This is a genomic window from Brevundimonas sp., assembly GCF_041688735.1.
GTDB lineage: Bacteria > Pseudomonadota > Alphaproteobacteria > Caulobacterales > Caulobacteraceae > Brevundimonas.
Genome location: NZ_JBDNHO010000022.1, coordinates 1 through 21,064 on the forward strand (window position 1 = coordinate 1; position 21,064 = coordinate 21,064).

Genomic DNA, 21,064 nt, shown 5'->3' on the forward strand with positions numbered 1-21,064 from the left:
AGCGGTTCTGCGCCGCGCCGCCGTCGCCGCTCGAACGGCGCGAGAAGCTGGAACAGCTGAGGGCCCTGGAGATGGGGTTGCAGATCTGGGCGGCCGTGATCTCCGACGCCCCCCTGTCCGTCGACAGCGCCGCCGATCTTCGGACCGCGCGGGCATTCCTCCCCCAGGCGTAGCGCAGGGGGAGGGGGACCGCAGCGCGCTTGCGCCGGGGTGGAGGGGGCCTGACCCAAGGCCCGTGTCCGTCGCGAGCCCCCTCCACCGCTTCGCGTTCCCCTCCCCCGACGGGGGAGGATTAGAACCCGTCCACCCACGCCTGCAGCAGCGTCCGCGCAATGGCGAAGCGGGGCGGAGCCTTGATCGTCGGATGCGTCCCTTCCAGACAGGCCCGCGCCTCGGCGCGCGTCAGCCAGGCCACCGCTTCCAGTTCGGTCTGGTCCGGTCGGGCGTCGTCGCCATCCACCTCGGCGATCAGGCCGATCATCAGCTGCGACGGGAAGGGCCAGGGCTGGCTGGAGTGATGGCGCACGGCTATGACCGTCAGCCCCGCCTCCTCGGCGATCTCGCGGGCGCAGCCTTCTTCGATGGTTTCGCCGGGCTCCACGAAGCCGGCCAGGGCCGACATCCGCCCCTCGGGCCAGCCCACCTGGCGGCCCAGCAGGCATTTCGGCTCCGCCCCGCCCTTGAACACCGGCAGCATGATGGTGACCGGATCGACGCGCGGGAAATGCTCGACGCCACAGGCCGGGCAGATCCGCTTCCAGCCCCCGCACGCGGTCTCACTCATCACGCCACAGGCGGCGCAGAAGCCGTGCCGCCGCCGCCAGTCAAACAGCGACTTGGCCGTGCCCGCCATGGCCGCATCGGCCCCCGCCAGCACGGCCGCCGCCTCGCGCATCTCGATGAACGCGCCCAGGCCCGCCAGCGGCCCCGCCGTCGGATCAATCGGACCCTCGACCTCCACGGCAAAGACCGGTGCCGCCTTCCACAGCCCCAGAAACAGCTCCCGGTCCGGAACCACGGCTCGCGCATGCGCCAGCGCCAGCCACACCAGCCGCGTCTGTGCGTCCTTGGTCTCCAGCAAGGGTCGGCCCTCCCACAGCACCATGGCCAGCGCCTCGGGATTGGCCGCCTGCTCGGCCAGCCAGTCGGGGTCATTGCGCCGGTCGCCCGCGCGATCGAGCGGATTGCCGGCGAAGGTGTTGAGAGCGGGGAGAGGCATGGAGGCTGTCTAGCAAGCCCCCGCTTGCATCCGCGAGCCGGAATCTGCATATCCCGTCGTGGAGATCGGTGCGGGCGGAGGTTTCGCCAATCTGGTCAGGGCCGGAAGGCAGCAGCCACAACGAATTCCCCTTCGGGTCGTGTCGGTCTCCACCTCCATCTTTTTGGGCGCTAACGCTCGCCGCGCGGCGGCTCGCTGCTTGAGCGCGTGACCGCACCGAGGTGCCGAGCGCGTGGTCGCGCCGAGGCACCAGCCCCGTGGAACCACCGGCTCGCCAGTCCGCTGTTGTCGTCCACCTGTCAGGAGAGACGACATGAGCATTCTGGGTAAGATTCTCGGCGGCATCTGGGACCGCGCCAAAGGCGGACCTGGGTTCAAACCCCAAAAGCAGCCGGACGTCGTCACCCCGACCTCCGCGCCCATGACCACCCCCGCCCAGCCGACGATCGTCGCCCAGGCCCCGCAGCCCGCCGCGCAGACCGTCGACGTGGCGGGCATTCTCGACTTCATGAACGACCAGCGCGACCAGAAGCTGAACTGGCGCACCTCCATCGTCGATCTGATGAAGCTGGTCGGCCTCGAAAGCTCGTTGTCCGAGCGCAAGGAGCTGGCCGACGAGCTCAGCTATACCGGCGACAAGTCCGACAGCGCCTCGATGAACGTCTGGCTGCACAAGCAGGTGCTGACGAAGATCGTGGACAATGGCGGCCAGTTGCCCACCGACATGACGCCTTGATCGTTTCCATGCGCCGCGAGGGGTCGCGCGACCGCGCCCCTTCGCGGTAAGACGGTCGCATGAGCGACGCCGATGTGAGTCTCGACGGCCCTCCGTGGGAGGAAGACGCCCCACAAGCCGAGGAGCCCGACCCCAATACCGGGGACATGTTCGGCGCGCCCGAGCCTGCGGGCATGCGTGAAGCCGAAACGGCGGCCGCTCCGGTAGCCGCTCCGGCTGCGGCGGCCAAGGCCGAGAGCAAGCCGACCTCCAAGGCGGCCACGAGAAATGACGCTGGCCAAGCCGCCCATGTCGACGACGGTGGGGCCTATACGGTCCTGGCGCGCAAATACCGGCCCCGCACCTTTGAGGACCTGATCGGTCAGGAGGCGATGGTCCGCACCTTGACCAACGCCTTCGCCACTGGCCGTATCGCCCATGCCTTCATGCTGACCGGCGTTCGGGGGGTCGGCAAGACGACCACCGCCCGCCTTCTGGCCCGCGCCCTCAATAATGAAACCGAAACCATCGACCGGCCGTCGCTGGAACTGACCGCCTTGGGCCGCCACGACGCCTCCATCATGGCCGGCCAGCATATGGACGTCGTCGAGATGGACGCCGCTTCCCACACCGGTATCGACGGCATCCGCGACATCATCGAGAGCGTCCGCTACGCCCCCGTCGAGGCGCGCTACAAGGTCTATGTGCTGGACGAAGTGCACATGCTGTCGAACCAGGCCTTCAACGCCCTGTTGAAGACGCTGGAAGAGCCGCCGCCCCACGCCAAATTCATCTTCGCCACCACCGAGATCCGCAAGGTGCCGGTGACGATCCTGAGCCGCTGCCAGCGTTTCGACCTGCGCCGTGTCGAGCCTGAAATCCTGGTCGAACACCTCGCCAGCATCGCCGACCGCGAGGGGATGAAGATCGAACAGGACGCGCTGGCCCTGATCGCCCGCGCCGCCGAGGGCTCGGTCCGCGACGGCCTGTCGTTGCTGGATCAGGCGCTGGTGCAGGGCGACAAGAGCGAGACGGTCAGGACCGAGGTCGTGCGCGACATGCTGGGCCTGGCCGACCGGAGCCAGACCATCGCCCTGTTCGAAGCGATCATGGCCGGCCGCACGCCCGAGGCGCTGGAGCTGTTCCGCACCCTTTACGGCTACGGCGCCGATCCGGTGCAGATCACCAATGACCTGCTGGAGCACTGCCACGCCGCCTCCGTGGCCAAGATGCTGGGGCCGCAGGCGACCCGCCTGCCCAACGATCAGGCCCAGAAGCTGACGGCGCTGGGCGCGGTGATCTCGGCGGGCACGCTGTCGCGGGTCTGGCAGATGCTGCTCAAGGCCCTGGACGAGGTCCGGCGCGCGCCCAACCCAGCCGACGCGGTCGAAATGGCCATCGTCCGCCTCGCCTACGCCGCCGACCTGCCCGGACCCGAGGAAGCGCTGAAGGCGCTCCGCGACGGCGAACCCATGCCGGGCGGCGGATCCGCGCCGCGCGGACCCGCTGGCGGCGGCGGATCATCCGCCTCGACCCAACTGGCGCCGCGCCCGGTCGCGGCCCCTGCCCTGCCCGACCCCCAGACCTTCGAGGCCGTCGTCGCCCTGATCGGCGAACGGCGCGAGGTCGGCCTGCAGATGGACGTCCAGCGCTACGTCCGGCCCGTGGCCTTCAAGCCCGGGGCCATCACCTATGAAAGCCTCGTCGGCGCGCCGATGGACCTGGCCCGCAAGCTGGCGTCGCGTCTCAAGGACTGGACCGGCCGCACCTGGCTGATCGCCGCCAACGGCCAGGGCGGCGGCGAGACCATGATCGAAGGAGATCGCCGCAAACGTGCGGACGAGCGCACCGAGGTCGAGGCCGACCCCTTCGTCATGGCGGTGATGGCGGCCTTCCCCGGGGCCTCGTTGGGCGAGATAAAGACCTTGGCCCCTGCGGTGGAAATCCCGGTCATCCCGGATGAGATGCGTGACGAAGAATGACGCTCGTCGATCAATGTTCTTTCCTTTAGGTGTTTTGCCGATCTTTAGGGGAGAACGAGGATGCGCTTTGTATTCGGGGCGCTCGTGGCCCTCTGTCTGTCGACCTCTGTCCTCGCCCAGAGCGCGGCCGAACCGGACGAGATTTTGAGCTATGGGTCTGGCCCTTCGCAAAGGGTCGAGGTCTTTCTTCCCGCACATACGTCGCCCGTCCCGGTTGTCGTCTTCATCCATGGCGGTTGCTACATTAGCCAGCAGGGCGGACCGGGTGAATTGCGTCCGGTCATGGCGGAGCTCCGTAAGGCGGGGGTCGCGGCCTGGAGCGTCGGTTATCGTCGCACAGACGAGTTAGGCGGGACTTTTCCGGGTACCTTTGAGGACGTATCCACCGCGATCGACATGATTCGGCGCGAGGCACCTCGAATGAACCTTGACCTAAGGCGAGTTGTTTTCGCCGGCCACTCCGCTGGCGGACACCTGGCCTTGTGGGCGGCGGCGCGGCCGAATATCGACGCCGCCAGCCCACTTCACGACCCCGACCCAGTGCGTCCGATTGCCGTAGTGGCGGTTGCCGCCCCTACGGATATCGAGCCGCCGCGCCCGTTGTTTGCCGAATTCTGCGGTCCGGGTGTCTTCGAACGCCTGATGGGCGAGCCCGCGACGACCCGGCCCGACATCTACGCCGATACCTCGCCGGCGCGACTGCTGCCTTTGCGAGTGCCGGTGCGTCTGATTGCCGGCTCCGACGACGAAGTGGTGCCGCCACCCTTTATGGGCGAGTTCGAGGCACAGGCGAAGGCGGCGGGTGACGATGCCTTCCTTGAGGTGGTCCCGGATGCCGACCACATCGATGTGATCACGGCGGGGGAGGACGGGTGGGCGGCCGTCCAGCGAACTCTGCTCAAGCTTCTCGGTCACGACAGCTGAGCCTGAACCCTGTCGCACACCGGCCATCCCCGACGAGTGTCGAGGACGAGGATCAGGACGGCTGACGCCCGATCGGGGTTGAACCGTTCCGCGTTCCATTGGAGGGTCAGCCCCTGACCTTGGGGGACACCATGCAATCCATTCGACGCCATCTCGCAGCGGCGCTGACCGTGGCCGTGGTCACCACACTCGCCCTACCCGCGACAGCCTCTACCCAGTCCGCCCCCGCCCCCGTCCAGCAGACCCCGCGCCCGCCCGCGCCCGAGCCGTCCGAGCGCATCGTCTATGGCGAGGCCCCCTCGCAGTTCATCGAAGTCTATCGCCCCTCAGGTCCGGGGCCGTATCCGGTCGCCATCTTCATCCACGGCGGCTGCTACGTCACGCGGGAGGCCAGCGTCCGCACCGCCCGTCGCATGGGCGCGGACCTGGCGCAGCACGGTGTTGTCGCCTGGAATATCGCCTACCGCCGCACCGATGAAGAGGGTGCCGCCTTCCCAGGCCTGTTCCAGGACATCGCCACCGCCACCGACCGCGTCCGCGCCGAGGCGAACCGTCTGAACCTCAACCTCTCCAAGGTGGTGATCGCTGGCCATTCGGCGGGCGGACATCTGGCCCTGTGGAGCGCCGGCCGACCCAATATTCCCGCAACCAGCCCGCTGCATTCCGACACGCCCCTGCGTCCCGCCGCCGTCGTCGGCATCGCTGGGCCCGGCATGTTCGACGGCATGCAGCCCTTGCTGGACAACACCTGCGGCGCGGACACCTTCGTGCGCCTCGTGGGGGCACCGTCGGCCGAGCGGCCGGACCTCCTGGCCGACACCTCACCCGACCGTCTGTTGCCGTTCGGCGTGCCGGTCCGCCTGCTCGTCGGCTCCAGGGATCAGGTCGTGCCGCCCGTGTTCGTGGACGGCTTCGCCAAGGCCGCGACCGCCGCAGGCGACGCGGTCGACCTGACTATCATAGAGGGCGCGGACCATATCGACCCTGTCGACGTGCGCACGGACGCCTGGGTCCAGGTCCGCACCGCCATCCTGACCGCGGTTGGCCGTTGATCGTCCGGCCCGCCTCTATCGCCCGCCCGTTCCAGAGCCTATCTGTCCACCCATGACAGACCTCAACGCCCTGATGCAACAGGCCCAGGCGATGCAGCAGAAGCTGCAGGACGCCCAGGCGAAAATGGCTGAAACCACATCGTCCGGCACGTCCGGCGGCGGACTGGTGACCGTCGCGCTGAAAGGCGCGGGCGAGATCACGGCCGTGGTCATCGACGACAGCCTGTTGGTCTCCGGCGAAGCCGAGATCCTCGCCGACCTGATCGTGGCCGCCCACGCCGACGCCAAGCGCAAGCTGGACGAGGCCAACACCGCCCTGATGCGCGAGGCCGCCGGCCCCATGGCCGGGATGAACATTCCCGGCATGCCCAAGCTGTTCTGACTTGGCGGCCTCAGCCGGACCCGAGATCGAACGGCTGATCAGCCTGCTGGCCAAACTGCCCGGCATGGGCCCGCGTTCGGCGCGACGCGCCGCTCTCGCACTCCTGAAGAAGCGCGAACAGCTGCTGGTCCCGCTGGCGGCGTCGCTGGCCGAGACCGCGGAAAAAGTCTCGTCCTGCTCCATCTGTGGCGCGCCCGACACCCGAAATCCCTGCTCCATCTGCTCGGACGGCGGGCGTGACAACGGCCTGATCTGCGTCGTCGAGGAGGCCGGAGCCCTGTGGGCCATGGAGCGCTCGGGAGCGTTTCGTGGCAAATACCATGTGCTCGGCGGCCTGCTGTCGGCGCTGGACGGCGTCGGCCCTGATGCGCTCCGGGTCACCGAACTCGTCGGCCGGGTGCGCGGCGGCGAGGCCAAGGAGGTGGTGCTGGCCCTGCCCGCCACCGTCGATGGCCAGACCACCGCCCACTATATCGCCGAACGTCTGGCCGGAACGGGGGTGGAGATCACCTCGCTGGCGCGCGGCGTCCCGGTCGGTGGCGAACTGGACTGGCTGGACGACGGCACCATCATCCAGGCGTTGCGGCAGAGACGGCCAGCCTGAAACTCTCGTCCGGGCAATGTCCACGTCCGAAAATGACGCACCGCCCCGATAGGGTCCGCCGGCCGCAGGGACGGCAGGAGGAGCGCCGCCCTGTGATTGAGTCCGATGTGTCCGCAATGTCCGCTGTTTTCGAGGCGGACTCTCCGCCCCCCCGCTGTCAGGGCCGGCGGACCGGCGGCGCCCGTGACTGAGTCCGATGTGTCCACAATGTCCGCTGTTTTCGAAGCGGACTCTCCGTCCGGGCGGCATGGCGGGCACCGCCGACTCCCTCTAAGGAACGGAGCATGAACGCTGACCTGGTCCTCGCCGCCGCCGCCTCGGTGGTCGCCGTCATCACCCTGTTCTGGGCCTTGATGGAGCGCCGCCGCGCCACCGCCGCCGACACCCGGGCCTGGGAGATGCGTGAGCGTTTCGCCGAGACCGAGGCCCGCGCCCGGCTGATCGAGGATCAGGCCGCCACCCAGACCGAACTGCTGCGCGCGCAGGCGGCCCAGTCGGCGGGCGTCGTCGCCGAAGAATTGCTGAAGCGCACCGACGAGACCTTCCGCACCCGCGAGCTGATGTCCCAGCAGCGGATGGAGGCCCAGCTCAAGCCCGTCGCCGAGACGCTGAAACTGTTTCAGGAGCACGTCACGGCGCTGGAAAAGGCCCGCAACGAGGAGACTGGCGGGCTCAAGGAGCAGTTGGCCCTGCTGATGACCGCCTCCACCGCCACGCGCGACGAGGCTCGGCGCCTGACCGAGGCGCTCAAAGGCAATACCGGGCGGCGCGGGCGCTGGGGCGAACAGACCTGCCGCAACGTGCTGGAGGCCGCCGGCATGGCCGGGCGGTTCGACTTCGAGGAACAGTCATCGACCGCCGATGACTCGGGTCGCCAGCAGCGCCCCGACTTCGTCGTCCGCCTGCCCGGCGGCGGCATGTTCGTGATCGACGCCAAGGTGTCGCTGGCCTTTGGCGACGAGGCCGACGGCGACGAGGAGGCCCAGGCCAAGGCCGCCTCACTGCGCACCGCGACCAGTATGAAGACCCACGTGCGCCAGCTTTCGTCCAAGGCCTATCAGGACCAGTTCAAGCCCAGCCCCGACTTCGTCGCCATGTTCGTGCCCGGCGACGCCTTCCTCGCGGCCGCGCTGGACCACGAGCCCGACCTGATGACCACGGCCATGGCGTCGCGCGTCGTCATCGTCACCCCGACCACCCTGTTCGCCCTGTGCAAGGCCGTCGCGTACGGCTGGCGCGCCGAGGAGCAGGCCAGGAACGCCGAGGACGTCGCCAAACTGGGCAAGGAACTTTACAAACGGCTTTCGGTGATGGGCGGCCACGCCGCCGCAGTCGGCCGGGCGCTGGACACCGCCGTGGGCAAGTACAACCAGTTCGTGGGATCGCTTGAGAGCCAGGTCATGGTCTCGGCGCGGCGCTTCGAGGACCTGCAGGTCGATCACGAAGCCAAGGACCTGCCCGAACTGTTGCCGGTCGATACCGCGCCGCGCGTATTGTCCCGCCCGGAACTGACTGCGCCGGCTCCTGACGCCTGAAGCGCTGGAGAGCGTCCCCTACCCCTTGCGGTGATGAGTCCGCTTCCAGACGCGATAGGCGACGATCGGCAGAAAGCCTCCGATCAGGGCGGCGATCAGGACCGTCCAGAAGCCGCCACCCAGGCCGTATTCCCCGATCAGCGCCCCGACCACCGCCGCGACCACCGGACCCAGCCAGGGCAGCCAGGCCGGCGGCCCGAAACGCAACTCAGGCATCCACCTTGATGACGCCGCGCCGGATCTGGTCCAGCTCGATGGAGTCGAACAGGGCCTGGAAATTGCCCTCGCCGAACGCCTGGTTGCCCTTGCGCTGGATAATTTCGAAGAAGATCGGCCCGAAGGTGTCCTGGGTGAAGATCTGCAACAGCAGGCCTTCCTCATCGGAACCGTCGATCAGGATGCGGTTCAACCGCATCCGGGCCACGTCCTCGCCGTGGTTGGGCAGGCGTTTGTCGATCAGTTCGAAATAGGTCTCGATCGTATCCTGGAAAGGAATGCCGCGCCGCTTCAGCTCTTCCACCGTCTCGAAGATGTCGTCCGAGGCCAGGGCAATGTGCTGGATGCCCTCGCCGTTGTAGCGGCGCAGGAATTCCTCGATCTGGGAGCTGTCGTCCTGGCTCTCGTTCAGGGGGATGCGGATGGCCCGGTCGGGCGCGATCATGGCTTGGGAGAACAAGCCGGTCGCCTTGCCCTTGATATCGAAATATTTCTGCTCCTCGAAGGCGAAGACGTCGCCGTAGAAGCCGGACCACGTGCGCATCTGGCCGCGACGCACATTGTGGGTCAGGTGGTCGAGCATGTGCAGGCCGACGGCATTCTTGCGCTCGGCCTCCTCCCATCCCTCGATCTCGTCCCAGCCGTCGTAGAGCGAGCCCGCATCGCCATACTGATCCACGAGGTAGAGCAACGAGCCGCCAATGCCCTGCAGGATATAGGGATAGCCACCGCCGAGCGCGCCGCCGTCATGGCCTTCGGCCGGCCGGCCGCCGCGCGACACGGCACCTTCGAACGCGGCCTTGGCGTCACTGACCCGGAAGGCCATGCCGTTGGCGGAGGGGCCGTGCTCGGTGGCGAACTCGCCCGCCTGGCCCTTGTGCGAGCGGTTGACCAGAAGGGTGATGTCTCCCTGCTTCAGGCGGACCGCGTCGTTGGCGGGGTTCACATGCGTCTGGGTGAAACCCATCAGCTCAAGCCGGGCGACCATCGAAGCCGGGTCAGGGCCGGTGAACTCGACGAACTCGAAACCGTCGACGCCGAGCGGGTTTTCCGTGTCGAGGCGGGCGGCGGCGTCGCTTTGAGGGGCGTCTTGCATGGGGCGTCTCCTGGGCGTGTCGGTCGTGACCCTTGTCGGGGCCGTTCTTGTCGGGCGGAACCTAGGGGCGCGGGGCGACGAAGGGAAGGCGCGGGCGGTCACATGGGCGGGAGCGTCAATGCTGGCCGGCCCACGCGGCAAGGGCGGCGTTGAGGATGGCCTCCTCCCACGGCGAGGCGGCCGAGCGGGTGCCCGACAGGCTCTCGGCGTCGCGCGGCGTGCCGGAGATCATGTAAGCGAGGGTCCGACCGTCGCGCTGGTTCCAGAACAGGCCGGATTGAAGACCGTAGGCGATACCGAAATGGCCGCGCCAGTCTGACGAGCCCGGGCCGAAGAAGGCGTCGCCGTCGCGTCCCGTGGGAATGTGCACCGACAGGCCCCAGCTCTGCATCAGGCCGCGGTCAAGTTGGCCGTTCGGATGCGCGGGGTCAAAGGTCCAGACCGGCGTGCACATGCGATCCAGCGTCGTCGGCGAGATCACCTGCGGAACCCCGGAATGACCGGCGAAGGACCGGGCCATACGGTCGAGGTCGATGACCGAGGCGCGCAGCCCGCCCTGAGGCGAGAAGACAAAGCCGTTCTGGCCGGTCCGGTAGTCGTCGGCGATAAGGTCAGGTGCCTCGGCTGCGGTGGTGACCCGGATCTGGGGCGAGGGCGGAACCGTCGCATCGACCTGGGGCGTCCAGTCGCCGTCGATCAGGCGGCAGGCGGCGGAGGCGCGGTGCCGGGCAGCGTGCGAAACCCCGCTCCAGTTCAAACCGGCGTCGAGGCCTAACGGCCCCAGCACGGTGCCATGGACGAACCGGTCGAACCGTTCGCCTGAAATCCGCTCGGCAATCTGGGCCAAGACGGCGAAATTGACGTCGGCATAGGCAAAGAAGCCGGGCGGCTCATCGATGGGCGAGAACCAGCCGCCACCGTCGTAACCCACACCGCCCGCCTGGAAGACGTCGCCCAGCGACCGACCCAGCGGCACCGGATAGCCGGGCCCGTTGCGCAGACCCGAGGTGTGGCTGGCCAACATGGCCGCAGTGATCCGCAGGTCAGGCCGGCCCGGATGGCGCAAGGGGAAGCCGGCCAGTTCGCCAGCGTCGTCCTCGAGCGACAGCCGGCCCTGCTCGACAAGGGTCATCAGGGCCGTCATCGCCGCCAGTTTGGTGATGGAGGCGATGCGCATGGGCGTGTCCAGCGCGAAAGGTCGGACCCGTATTTCGCCGTCCAGCTGGAGCCGGCCCGATCCGTGGGCGGCCTCCATCACTACCCGTCCGTCGCTGGCGCGAGCGATGACGCCAAGCCCCATGACCGCGCCGGGTCGCGCTGGATCGGCCAGAGCCGCCAAGGAATGGCCCGCGCCTTGCGCAGTCGCTGCGGCCGCCCCGCCGAGGAAGGGCAGGGCGGCGCTCGCTGCGATCAGGCTTCGACGGTCAACGATCATGCCTCAGGGCCGTCCCACGACCGCATCGACGGAATTGGTCGTCACGGGGTGATAACCGGGGCGGGCCTGGGCGTAGAGGCGGGTGGCGATCGGCCGGCCCCAGTCGCCTTCGGCCCACAGGCTGGTGAACAGGGGCAGGACGAATTTACGGCGGCCCATGGTGGTCAGGAACCGCTCAAGCGTCGGCACGGCGGGCTGATAGCGGTGCGGAACCGCGATCTGCAGCCAGGCGAAGACCAGTTCCGCATTGCCTTCCTGGCGCAGGTTCAAGGTAGATTCCAGATCGGCCAGTTGCGCGTCGGTCAGCCAGTCGCGTCCGGCAGCCAGACCTTCCGGCCGCCAAGCGAGGAAGCGCTGGCGCTCCTGTGTGGACCATCCCGACCACGGAACGGCCGAGGCCGGACCCTTGTCGGCGAAGAAGGCGCGCGCAGCCGCGTCCACCGGCGCGAAAGCGTCCGACACTGGCGGCTGCCAGTTTGACGGCATGCCTGGCTGATAGATCCAGGCATCCATCATCAGCCGGCTCTCCAGCGCGGCGTCGCCCTGGATCAGATTGCCCAGGATGTCCGCCAGGAACAGCTCGGTCGTCATCGGCCGGAAGGCATTGCGCTCGAAATAGCCCTTCAACCAGCCGTCGAACCGTTCGCGCCCGACGGTGCGTTCGATGGTCCGCAGGAAGGCCGCGCCCTTCTCATAGGCAATGTCGGTCAGGCCCTCGTCGGGATCGCGACCCGCCAGGTCCAGTTTCAGACGGGTGTCGGCGGCCGGCAGGTCGGCCAGCGTCGATTGCAGGTCGCCCCAGCCGAGGGACTGGAGCATCAGGGCGCGATCGCGCCCGTAAAGCTGCTCCATGATCCGGTTCTCGAAATAGACGGTGAAGCCCTCGTTGAGCCAGAAGTCGGCCCAGGTCGCGTTGGTCACCAGATTGCCCGACCAGCTGTGCGCCAGCTCGTGCGCGACCAGGCTCACCAGAGAGCGGTCGCCAGCGATGATGGTCGGGGTGGCGAAGGTCAGGCGCGGATTTTCCATGCCGCCGAACGGGAAGCTGGGCGGCAGGACGAGGATGTCGTAGCGGCCCCATCGATACGGACCGTACAGGGCCTCGGCCACGTCGACCATTTCGGCGGTCGGGATCAGTTCTTCGTGCGCGGCCGCCAGCATCGACGGCTCGGTCCAGACGCCGGTGCGCTCGTCGATGGCCCGGAACGCGACGTCGCCGACGCCGATGGCGATCAGATAGGGCGGCACCGGATTGCTCATGCGGTAGCGCCAGGCCGTGCGACCGGGACCCGCCGGTTCGCTCTGCCCCAGGCCTTCGCCGCTCATCACCACTTTGAGTTCGGACGGCGCGACGATGCGCGCGTCCCAGGTCTGGCGGATGCCCGGGCTGTCCTGGGTCGGCACCCAGGTCCGGGTCAGGATCGCCTGGCCCTGGCTGAACATATAGGGCTGCCGGCCGCCAGCGGTCTGGGCCGGCGTCAGCCATTGCAGGGCCGCAGCGTCGGGGCGGGTGGCATAGGCGACCACGATGCGACGCGTCTCGCCTTGCGTCAGGGCAGGAAAACGAATGGTCAGGGGCTGGCCAAGCAGGGCGTCGTTCGCGCCCGTCTCATATTGCAGCGGCCCGCCGTTCGCGTCCGTGACGCCCCGGAGATCGAGGTTGCGGACGTCGAGGATAATCTCGTTGGCGCCCTGCGCGCCCTGGATGTCGAGGGCGGCGGTTCCAGCCAGGATGCCGGCGTCGAAGTCGGCGGCGAGGTCCAGCGCGACATGCTTGACCCGCGCGATTTCGGGGCGCGCATGAGAATGGACGTCGCGGACGTATTCAAACTGGACGGCCGAAGCCGGGACGGGCGGCATGTCGGAGCCCGGCGCGGTCATCATGGCGCATCCTCCCAAAGCCGTTGTGAGCGCCAGGGCGGAGACCAGGCCGAGCGTGCGGATCATCAGGCGTTTCCCATCTTGCATCGACCCGTCGCCGTTCCGGCTATCGCGGGTCGTATTCGTTCCCGCCGGGACAACGCCTGCGGACGGCAAAAAGATCAAGAGGCGGTGGCGACACTGGCGTTTCGGGCGGTGAACAGCCGACCGCGTTCCGCGAGCAGGACGAAGCCCAGGGCGGCCACGCCCAGGACGGTGATGCCCAGCGCCATCGGAGTAACCGAGCCGTTGAACTGCTGACCGATCAGGAAGCCCAGCAGAGACCCCCCGATGGTCGAGATGAAGCCTTGGGCCGACGAGGCGGTGCCGGCGATGTGCCCCATCGGTTCCATCGCCATGGCGCCGAAATTGCCCGCGATCAGGCCGAAGAAGAACATCGTCAGCCCTTGCAGGATCGCGAAGGTCCATATCGTCTCCTGCCCCGTGGCCGTGACCGCGAGATGCACGCCCCCGCAGGCGATGAAGGCCAGCAGGGCGGTGTGCGAAATCAGCCGTGAGCCCAGCCTTTCGACCAGCCGGGCATTCAGCAGGCTGGCCACCGCTATGCCTGCGGCGATGCCGGCGAAGACGGCGGTGAACAGTTGCGGGGCTTCGAAGACGTCGAAGAAAATCTGCTGGCTGGAGTTGATGAAGCCGAACAGCGTGCCCGATATGGCGGTCATGGCCAGGGTGTAGCCGATCGATACGCGATGGGTGACGGCCTCGCGAAAGGCGGCGCTGATGCGGCCGACCTTGATCGGCATGCGGTGCTCGACGTGCAGCGTCTCTGGAAGACGCAGGGCCGCCCACAGCATGAAGGCCGAGCCGGCGACGGCCAGCACGCCGAAGATCCACGGCCAGGGCGCCACGGTCAGGATCAGCTGGCCCAGGGCCGGCGCCAAAATGGGCACGCCGAGGAAGACAAGGAAGCTGAGCGACATCACCCGGGCCATGGTCCGTCCGCTGTAGCGGTCCCGCACTATCGACACCGCCAGAACCCGCAGCGCCGCAGCCCCGAGGCCGGTGCCGACGCGGGCCGCGATCAGCAGCTCAAAGCTTGGAGCGAAGGCTGCCAGGATGCTGAACAGCACATAAAGCGTCAGGCCGACCATCAGCACCGGCTTGCGGCCATAGCGGTCGGCCAGCGGGCCGTAGATCAGCTGGGCCGCGCCGAAGCCGAGCAGATAGGCGGTGATGATCCACTGGCGGCTGTTCTCGGTCGCGACGCCCAAGGCGTCGCCGATCGCGGGGAGCGCCGGGAGCATGGCGTCGATGGCGAGCGCATTCAGCGCCATCATCATGGCGATCAGGCAGACGAATTCGCGAAAGCCCGGCCCCTTGATCGCGGTGTTGGGGTCAGAGACGGCGGGCAGGGTCATCGAGGCCAGATGCGGATGCCCCCGCTCCCGCGCAACCGGTTATGCGGAGAATCTCGGCGGTATAATCCCCAATGAGTGACTCAGCCGGCCGATTTGAGGACGGCGGCGACGATACGATCGTCCTCGACGACCCGGCCGGTCGTGCGCCGTTCGCTGTAGCGATCGACCAGATAATCCGACCGATCGCGGGTCAGCAGGGTGAATTTCACCAGCTCCTCCATCACGTCAACGATGCGGTCATAGAAGGCCGAGGGCTTCATCCGGCCTGCGTCTTCTAACTCCTGCCATGCCTTGGCGACCGAGGATTGGTTGGGAATGGCGATCATCCGCATCCACCGGCCGAGCAAGCGCAGGCCGTTGACGGCGTTGAAAGACTGGGAGCCGCCGGAGACCTGCATGACGGCCAGGGTCCGGCCCTGGGTCGGCCTCACGCCGCCGCTGCTCAGGGGCAGCCAGTCGATCTGGCATTTCATCACGCCCGTAACGGCGCTGTGGCGTTCGGGGCTGCACCAGACCTGGCCCTCGGACCAGATTGAGAGCTCAAGGAGTTCGTGCACCTTCGGATGGTCGGATCCACAATCGTCAGGGAGCGGAAGGCCGCGCGGGTCGAAGGTCCGGGTCAGGTTGCGGACCTTCGACGGAGCATGAGCGAAACGACGCAGGTGGAGGCGCGTGATTTGCCCTCCCTCAAACGGTCAGCGCTTTCACTGCCGCCACCGAGGACCGCGTTCGGCGCTTACAGGCCGCTCAGGCGTGCAGGAAAACTGCGTACTCCCCGCAAGCCGTTGAAGGGAGCGAACCATGGCTAAAAGCCGTTGGCCCTCCCCGGACCTCGTTGCGCGTGCATTGATGGTCGGTAATCTCGGGCTCGCTCCGTTCGTAACGACGGAGACAGCCGGGCGATTTCTGGCGTTGAGCCCGCATTCTTTGGAGTGCTATCGCGCCAAGGGGACAGGGCCAGCCTTCTATAAGTTCGGCAAGGCGGTTCGCTATGCCTTCGCCGACTTGGAAGCCTGGACTGCGGCGTGCCGCCATAGCCAGACGGCCGGCGGTTTGAAGCGGCTCTATTAACCGCAAGCGAGTACCAGATTTGCGGCTATTTTACGCTTAAGCGTAATTTCAAGAGGATATTACGCTTAAGCGGTAGATTCTTGCCGATATTCCGTTTATACGGATTATCGTAGAAAAATTACGGGATGACGTAATGTTCAGCCTATCGGGCCAGATAAGAGAGCGATTGTTCGATCGCGAGATGACCCAGACCGTATTGGCGGCTTGGGTTCATCGGTCCCCCGCGCGCATCTCCGAACTCTTGCGCAGCCTCGACGAGGACGCCCGCAAACAGGATCGGCTCGGCTTGCTGCAGGACATCGCCGAAGTGCTGCAGATGGAACTCGTCCTGGTCCCCCGCGAGAAGTCCGACCAGATTATGCAGGCCATGGGCGGAAGCCGGGACGCGACAATGTCGCTCGAACCCGCGCCTCCCTCCGTATTCGATGAATTCTTCATCGATCTCGGCACCGAGGAAGACACCGACAAGGAGTCCCGCTGATGGCGCGCTCCGCCGCAGTTCTCGCCGTATATCTTCTCAGCGCCACCGGCGCTCGCGCGCGGGTCGGATCCCTTGTCCGCGACGGCAGCGGCGCCGTCACCTTCGTCGTTGATGACCATTATCTGCGCACCCCGGGTCGTCCGATCCTCAGTCTGGGCTGGGTGGACGTACGGGGCGAGCGGGAAACCCAGGCGCGTCTGACCAACCGCGCGGACAAGATCGCCTATCCGGGCTTCCTGCCTCCATGGTTCTCCGGCCTGCTCCCGGAAGGCGCTCTGCGGGACCTCGTTGAACGCGAGATGGGACCGGGCGACCACGACTATTTCGATGTTCTCGCGCGGCTCGGCGCCGACCTTGCTGGCGCCGTCGTGGTCGTGCCGGAAACCAGCATGGGCACCGACCTCGGCCCCATTCGTTGGGAACAGGTCGCCGGCGTCCGGGCCCCTGTGCCCGAAGGCGTTGTGAAGTTCTCCCTGGCCGGCGTGCAACTGAAGTTCAACGTCGTCGCCCATGGAGACCGGCTCACCATGCCGGGGGGCAGTGGGGAGGGCCGCATCATTCTGAAGGCGCCGACGGCCGCCTATCCTGGCCTGCCCGAAGCGGAATACGCTGCTATGACCCTCTGCCGCGCTGCAGGGATCAACATCGCAACGGTGAAACTGATCCCGGTTGCCGCCATTGAGGGCGTCCCGGAAGTCTTCCTTGAATCGGGCGAGTACGCGCTAGCCGTCGATCGCTTCGATCGGACCGAGGCCGGACGCATTCACATCGAGGACGCCGCACAGATTCTCGGCGCCGTGGGCGAGCGCAAATACACCATGGCCAACACCGACACTGTCCTGAACATGGTCCGGCGGTTCTCTGTCGATCGCCGCAACGACGTGGTGGAAGGACTGAGAAGGGTCGCCGCCGACATCCTGATCGGCAACGGGGACAACCATCTGAAGAACTGGTCGTTCAGGTTCGAGGACGGGGTGAGCCCCAGACTCTCACCGGCCTACGACATCGTGCCGACGGTCCTCTATGCGCCTCGCGATAACCTCGCCCTGGAGTTCGTTGGATCCAAGACCTTCGAAACCATCGGGCTGGCCAAATTCCGCCGGGTGGCGAAATTCCTCGACGTTGACGCGGACCGCGCCGAGGGCGAGGTTCGCGCGGTCGTCAGGCGAGCCCTCGATCTGTGGCCAGCCCTCATTCGGGACCTGCCTCTTCCAGAAGAGAAGGCCGACACGCTGCTGAAGCGGCTCCAGACGCTGCAACTCGTGCAAGAGGTTCAGGGGTGAAGGCGCAGGGGCGCAAGGAGCCTCGCCGCGTCCAAAATGTGTCTACGCGGCACTGGACCCCGTTCCCATCGCCGCGTAACTTAACCCAATCGGCCTCCGGGAAACCCGGGGCGGTTCAGTCCGAAACGCCAAACGGCGTTCGACGACTTCAACTGCCAAGCGTCGTTTGGGTTCTTGGGATCAAAATCGGTCATGCTTGAAGTCTAAAGCGGGCCTCAACTTCCGCTACGGGTCGAACCCAGCCTTCAGCACCGAGCCCGAAAGCGGACGTTTAGACGCCTTTCCAAGCCCGACCTGAATGTCGCGTTTTCGGCGAAGGCCGAATAACCGTTTATGGCGCAGAAGAGACGCCCTTTGCCGAATGGTGCGGGTGGCCGGGGTCGAACCGGCACTCCTCTCGGAACTGGATTTTGAATCCAGCGCGTCTACCAATTCCACCACACCCGCACAGGCGTCAGCGCGCTCTGCTCCTATAGCGCACCTAGGCTCGTTTCAACCGTTTGCGGGCAGACGAGCAGCGGAGTCGCGAAGGCACCACGCCCACGACCGAAATCCGAACGGGTGCGGCAGGCTGACCCAGGAAAGAGAAATCGGTTTTTGAGTCCGGCGCGTCTACCAGTTCCACCACGCCCGCACAGGCCGTGTCGTTCGTCTCGGCAAGCGCGCTTGGTAGCGTGGGCGGTCCGATCAGGTCAATCCGGCAAAGGGGCGTCCAAAGCGGCAACTCGCCTCTTGTGTTTCATCGTGGTGTAACGCATCTGCGAAGACATGAGCGATCTTCCTGACCTGGCCGTCGTCTATGAGCACCCCCAATGGTTCGAGCCGTTGTTCGCGGCGCTGGAGCGACATGGGGTGTCCTATGTGAAGGTCCCGCTGGCGGGGCACGGCTTCGATCCGGCCGGGTCCCCGGCCCCGGCGCGGGTGGTGTTCAGCCGGGTGGCGATGTCGTCCTTCCTGCGTGATCCGGAACATCCGATCTTCTATGCCCAGAGCCTGTTCGAACATTGGCGGGGACAGGGAACGCGGGTGGTCAATGCGGCGGCCCTAGCGATCGACACCTCCAAGGCCCGGCAACTGAGCCTGATCGCGCGGCTGGGCTTCAAGGGGCCCCAGACGCGCGCCGCGCATCGCCAGGCGGACCTGCCGAAGGCGGCAGAGGGACTGCGCTTCCCGGTGCTGGTCAAGGTCGACGTCGGCGGGTCGGGATCGGGGATCGTCCGCTATGACACGGCCGCCGAACTGGCCGAGGCCACACGCGCGGGCACGGCCCCGATGGGAGTCAACGGCATCGCCCTGATCCAGGAATACGCGCCCCGGCAGGGCGGCGGCATCACCCGCGTCGAGACCCTGAACGGCAAATACCTTTATGCGCTGGAGGTCGAGAGCCCCGGCGACGCCTTCGACCTGTGTCCGGCGGACGCCTGCCTGATCCGACCCGGATCGGCGGTGCTGGGCATGACCCGGGTCGAGCCCCCCGCCGGGATCATCGCTGCGGTCGAGGCGATCGTGGCGGCGGGCGAGGTCGAGGTCGGCTCGGTCGAATATCTGATCGATGAGCGGGACGGCTCCGTGCAGTTCTACGACATCAACGCCCTGTCGAATTTCGTGGCGAAGCCGATGGATGTGCTGGGTTTCGACCCACATGACAATCTGGTCGACTGGCTGGTCGGCGTCATCAACGAAGAAAAGGCGAAGGCGGCATGAGGTACGGCTATTGGGCTCCCGTCTTCGGCGGCTGGTTGAGGAACATCGACGATGAGCGCCAGGCGTCGTGGGAAAACCTGTCGCGGCTGGTCAGGCGGTCCGAAGAGATTGGTTGGGACCTGACCCTGATCGCCGAGCTGAACCTGAACGACATCAAGGGCATTCAGGCCCCGGCCCTGGACGCCTGGTCCAGTGCGGCGGCGCTGGCGGCGGTGACCAAGACCATCGAGCTTATGGTGGCCGTGCGCCCGAACTTTCACCAGCCGGCCCTGTTCGCCAAGGCGGCGGCCAATATCGACCAGATCTCCGGCGGTCGTCTGGCGCTGAACGTCGTGTCGTCCTGGTGGGCGAAAGAGGCCGAGAGCTATGGCCTGCAGTTCGACCAGCACGACGACCGCTATGGCCGGACGAGCGAGTGGCTGCAGGTCGTGAATCGTCTGTGGACGGAAGAACGTACAGATTTCGAGGGCCGATACTACACGCTGAAGGACGCGATCGTAGAGCCGAAGCCGACCGCGTCGGCGGCGCGGCCCCGACCTGCCATCTACGCCGGCGGCGAGTCCGAGGCGGCCAAGACCCTGATCGCCAGACACTGCGACGCCTATGTCATGCACGGCGACGAGCCGGAGCATATCGCCGCCAAGGTCGCCGACATGAAGGGGCGCCGCGAGAGCTTCGGCCTGCCGCCGATGCAATTCGGCATGGCGGGCTATGCGGTGGTGCGCGACACCCAAGCCGAGGCAGACCGCGAGCTTGAGCGGATCACCACCATTCCCGGCCTGGCCGAAGGGACTCCGCCTCCCGGCTTCGCCAATTTCGACCAGTGGCTGTCGGGCACCGAGCTGGAGCGGGAGCTGAAGATCCGCGAATACAGCGTCTCGAACCGGGGCTTGCGGCCAGGTTTCGTCGGCACGCCGGAAGCCGTCCGTGAACGGATCGCCGAATTCGAGGCCGCCGGTCTGGACCTGCTTCTGCTCCAGATGTCGCCGCAGGAAGAAGAGATGGAGCGGTTCGCCGCCCAGGTAATCCGGACGACCTAGGCCGCTTGCACCGTCTGTTCGATGGCGCCGAAGATGGAGCGGTGGGCGTCGTCGAGCATTTCGATGCGGACGGTGTCGCCGGCCTTGAGGAAGGGCGTCTCGGCCTGGCCACGCAGGAGAGTCTCGACGGTGCGGACCTCTGCGATGCAGGAATAGCCCATGCCGCCTTCGGACACGGGTTTGCCGGGGCCGCCGTCCGCGTCGCGATTGGATACGGTGCCCGAGCCGATGATCGTCCCGGCGCACAGGGCGCGGGTCTTGGCCAGGTGCGCGATCAGGGTCCCAAAATCGAAAATCATGTCCACGCCGGCGTCGGCCTTGCCGAAGTCCGCGCCGTTCAGCTGGACAGAAAGTTCACCCATCAGCTTGCCGTCGGCCCAGCGGTCGCCGAGCGCGCGCGGCGTGACGAAGACCGGCGACAGGGCCGAAGCGGGCTTGGACTGGACGAAGCCGAAGCCCTTCGCCAGTTCGGCCGGGATCAGGTTGCGCAGGCTGACGTCGTTGACCAGACCGACCAGGCGAATGTGGGTCAGGGCCTCTTCGCGGCTGACGCCTTGGGGCACATCGCCGGTGACCACGACCACTTCGGCCTCGAGGTCGCAGCCCCAGCTTTCGTCCGCCAGCGGAATGGGGTCGCGCGGGGCGAGAAAACCGTCCGAGCCGCCCTGGTACATCAGCGGGTCGGTCCAGAAGCTGTCGGGCATTTCGGCGCCGCGCGCCTGCCGCACCAGGGCGACGTGGTTCACATAGGCCGAGCCGTCTGCCCACTGGTAGGCGCGAGGCAGGGGCGAGGCGGCCTCGCGCTCATGGAAGCGGCCGCGCGGCACGCCGCCGTGTTCAAGACTTTCCGCCAGCGCCCGCAGGTCGGGTTCGACCCGCTCCCAATTGTCCAGAGCCGCCTGCAGCGTCGGAGCGATCAGGAAGGCGTCGGTGAACCAGGCGAGGTCGCTGGAGACGAGAACGAGGCGACCGTCGCGGCCGTGCTTGAGTGAGGCGAGTTTCATGGCTCAAGGCTTAAGCGGTTTT

18 protein-coding genes, 1 tRNA gene, 1 other RNA gene and 2 pseudogenes are annotated in these 21,064 nt (G+C 67.0%); 13 read left to right on the plus strand and 9 right to left on the minus strand.

What is annotated here, in order from left to right:
• Positions 1-173: pseudogene (locus ACESMO_RS02780) on the plus strand (3-deoxy-manno-octulosonate cytidylyltransferase); the annotation flags it as partial.
• Positions 174-292: 119 nt separating this feature from the next.
• Here ACESMO_RS02780 and nudC read toward each other — a convergent pair.
• Complete coding sequence (nudC, locus tag ACESMO_RS02785) at positions 293-1,219, minus strand: NAD(+) diphosphatase (protein WP_372706660.1); 927 nt, start codon at positions 1,217-1,219, stop codon at positions 293-295.
• 59 nt (positions 1,220-1,278) lie between these two features.
• Between nudC and ffs the strand changes: the two genes are divergently transcribed.
• From ffs to ACESMO_RS02825, 8 genes are all read left to right on the plus strand, one after another.
• An RNA gene (gene ffs, locus ACESMO_RS02790) (signal recognition particle sRNA small type) lies at positions 1,279-1,374 on the plus strand.
• Between the two features lie 158 nt (positions 1,375-1,532).
• A complete protein-coding gene (locus tag ACESMO_RS02795) occupies positions 1,533-1,955 on the plus strand; it encodes a DUF3597 domain-containing protein (RefSeq protein WP_372706661.1) in 423 nt (140 codons plus the stop codon).
• Positions 1,956-2,014: 59 nt separating this feature from the next.
• Positions 2,015-3,916: a DNA polymerase III subunit gamma/tau gene (locus tag ACESMO_RS02800; protein ID WP_372706662.1), complete on the plus strand. Its 1,902-nt coding sequence runs from the start codon at positions 2,015-2,017 to the stop codon at positions 3,914-3,916.
• Between the two features lie 60 nt (positions 3,917-3,976).
• Complete coding sequence (locus tag ACESMO_RS02805; RefSeq protein ID WP_372706663.1) at positions 3,977-4,840, plus strand: alpha/beta hydrolase; 864 nt, start codon at positions 3,977-3,979, stop codon at positions 4,838-4,840.
• 131 nt (positions 4,841-4,971) lie between these two features.
• Positions 4,972-5,892, plus strand: a complete 921-nt coding sequence (locus ACESMO_RS02810) for an alpha/beta fold hydrolase (RefSeq protein ID WP_372706664.1) — start codon at positions 4,972-4,974, stop codon at positions 5,890-5,892.
• Positions 5,893-5,944: 52 nt separating this feature from the next.
• Entirely contained in the window at positions 5,945-6,274 is a 330-nt protein-coding gene (locus ACESMO_RS02815; protein WP_372706665.1) for a YbaB/EbfC family nucleoid-associated protein, read from the plus strand.
• A 1-nt stretch (position 6,275) separates the two neighbouring features.
• A complete protein-coding gene (gene recR, locus ACESMO_RS02820) occupies positions 6,276-6,878 on the plus strand; it encodes a recombination mediator RecR (RefSeq protein ID WP_372706666.1) in 603 nt (200 codons plus the stop codon).
• Positions 6,879-7,162: 284 nt separating this feature from the next.
• Positions 7,163-8,413 carry a DNA recombination protein RmuC gene (locus ACESMO_RS02825; protein WP_372706667.1) on the plus strand — a complete coding sequence of 417 codons (1,251 nt, stop codon included), beginning with the start codon at positions 7,163-7,165 and terminating at the stop codon, positions 8,411-8,413.
• 18 nt (positions 8,414-8,431) lie between these two features.
• Here the strand turns inward: ACESMO_RS02825 and ACESMO_RS02830 are convergent, their stop codons facing one another.
• From ACESMO_RS02830 to arsH, 6 genes and pseudogenes are all read right to left on the minus strand, one after another.
• A complete protein-coding gene (locus ACESMO_RS02830; RefSeq protein WP_372706668.1) occupies positions 8,432-8,620 on the minus strand; it encodes a hypothetical protein in 189 nt (62 codons plus the stop codon).
• Between the two features lies 1 nt (position 8,621).
• Positions 8,622-9,725, minus strand: a complete 1,104-nt coding sequence (hppD, locus tag ACESMO_RS02835; RefSeq protein ID WP_372706669.1) for a 4-hydroxyphenylpyruvate dioxygenase — start codon at positions 9,723-9,725, stop codon at positions 8,622-8,624.
• A gap of 115 nt (positions 9,726-9,840) precedes the next feature.
• Positions 9,841-11,160 carry a serine hydrolase domain-containing protein gene (locus tag ACESMO_RS02840; protein WP_372706670.1) on the minus strand — a complete coding sequence of 440 codons (1,320 nt, stop codon included), beginning with the start codon at positions 11,158-11,160 and terminating at the stop codon, positions 9,841-9,843.
• A gap of 3 nt (positions 11,161-11,163) precedes the next feature.
• Complete coding sequence (locus ACESMO_RS02845) at positions 11,164-13,107, minus strand: M1 family metallopeptidase (protein WP_372706671.1); 1,944 nt, start codon at positions 13,105-13,107, stop codon at positions 11,164-11,166.
• A 95-nt stretch (positions 13,108-13,202) separates the two neighbouring features.
• Positions 13,203-14,459, minus strand: coding sequence for a multidrug effflux MFS transporter (locus ACESMO_RS02850; protein ID WP_372706672.1), 1,257 nt, complete (start codon positions 14,457-14,459; stop codon positions 13,203-13,205).
• Between the two features lie 80 nt (positions 14,460-14,539).
• Positions 14,540-15,079 (minus strand): annotated as a pseudogene (gene arsH / locus ACESMO_RS02855) (arsenical resistance protein ArsH); the annotation flags it as partial.
• Positions 15,080-15,696: 617 nt separating this feature from the next.
• Between arsH and ACESMO_RS02860 the strand changes: the two are divergent.
• Positions 15,697-16,011 (plus strand): hypothetical protein, encoded by a 315-nt coding sequence (locus ACESMO_RS02860; protein WP_372706673.1) that lies wholly within the window; start codon positions 15,697-15,699, stop codon positions 16,009-16,011.
• Positions 16,011-17,294, plus strand: coding sequence for a type II toxin-antitoxin system HipA family toxin (locus ACESMO_RS02865; protein WP_372706674.1), 1,284 nt, complete (start codon positions 16,011-16,013; stop codon positions 17,292-17,294). Before ACESMO_RS02860 ends, ACESMO_RS02865 begins: the two co-directional genes overlap by 1 nt.
• 362 nt (positions 17,295-17,656) lie before the next feature.
• Here ACESMO_RS02865 and ACESMO_RS02870 read toward each other — a convergent pair.
• Positions 17,657-17,741, minus strand: a tRNA-Leu gene (locus ACESMO_RS02870).
• Positions 17,742-18,062: 321 nt separating this feature from the next.
• Between ACESMO_RS02870 and ACESMO_RS02875 the strand changes: the two genes are divergently transcribed.
• Both ACESMO_RS02875 and ACESMO_RS02880 read left to right on the plus strand, forming a co-directional pair.
• On the plus strand, positions 18,063-18,998 hold the full coding sequence (locus ACESMO_RS02875; protein WP_372706675.1) for a RimK family alpha-L-glutamate ligase: 936 nt from the start codon (positions 18,063-18,065) through the stop codon (positions 18,996-18,998).
• Complete coding sequence (locus tag ACESMO_RS02880) at positions 18,995-20,038, plus strand: LLM class flavin-dependent oxidoreductase (RefSeq protein ID WP_372706676.1); 1,044 nt, start codon at positions 18,995-18,997, stop codon at positions 20,036-20,038. Before ACESMO_RS02875 ends, ACESMO_RS02880 begins: the two co-directional genes overlap by 4 nt.
• Here the strand turns inward: ACESMO_RS02880 and ACESMO_RS02885 are convergent.
• Positions 20,035-21,042, minus strand: coding sequence for a fumarylacetoacetate hydrolase family protein (locus ACESMO_RS02885; protein WP_372706677.1), 1,008 nt, complete (start codon positions 21,040-21,042; stop codon positions 20,035-20,037). The two genes, ACESMO_RS02880 and ACESMO_RS02885, sit on opposite strands and share 4 nt — an antisense overlap.
• Positions 21,043-21,064: the final 22 nt, after the last annotated feature.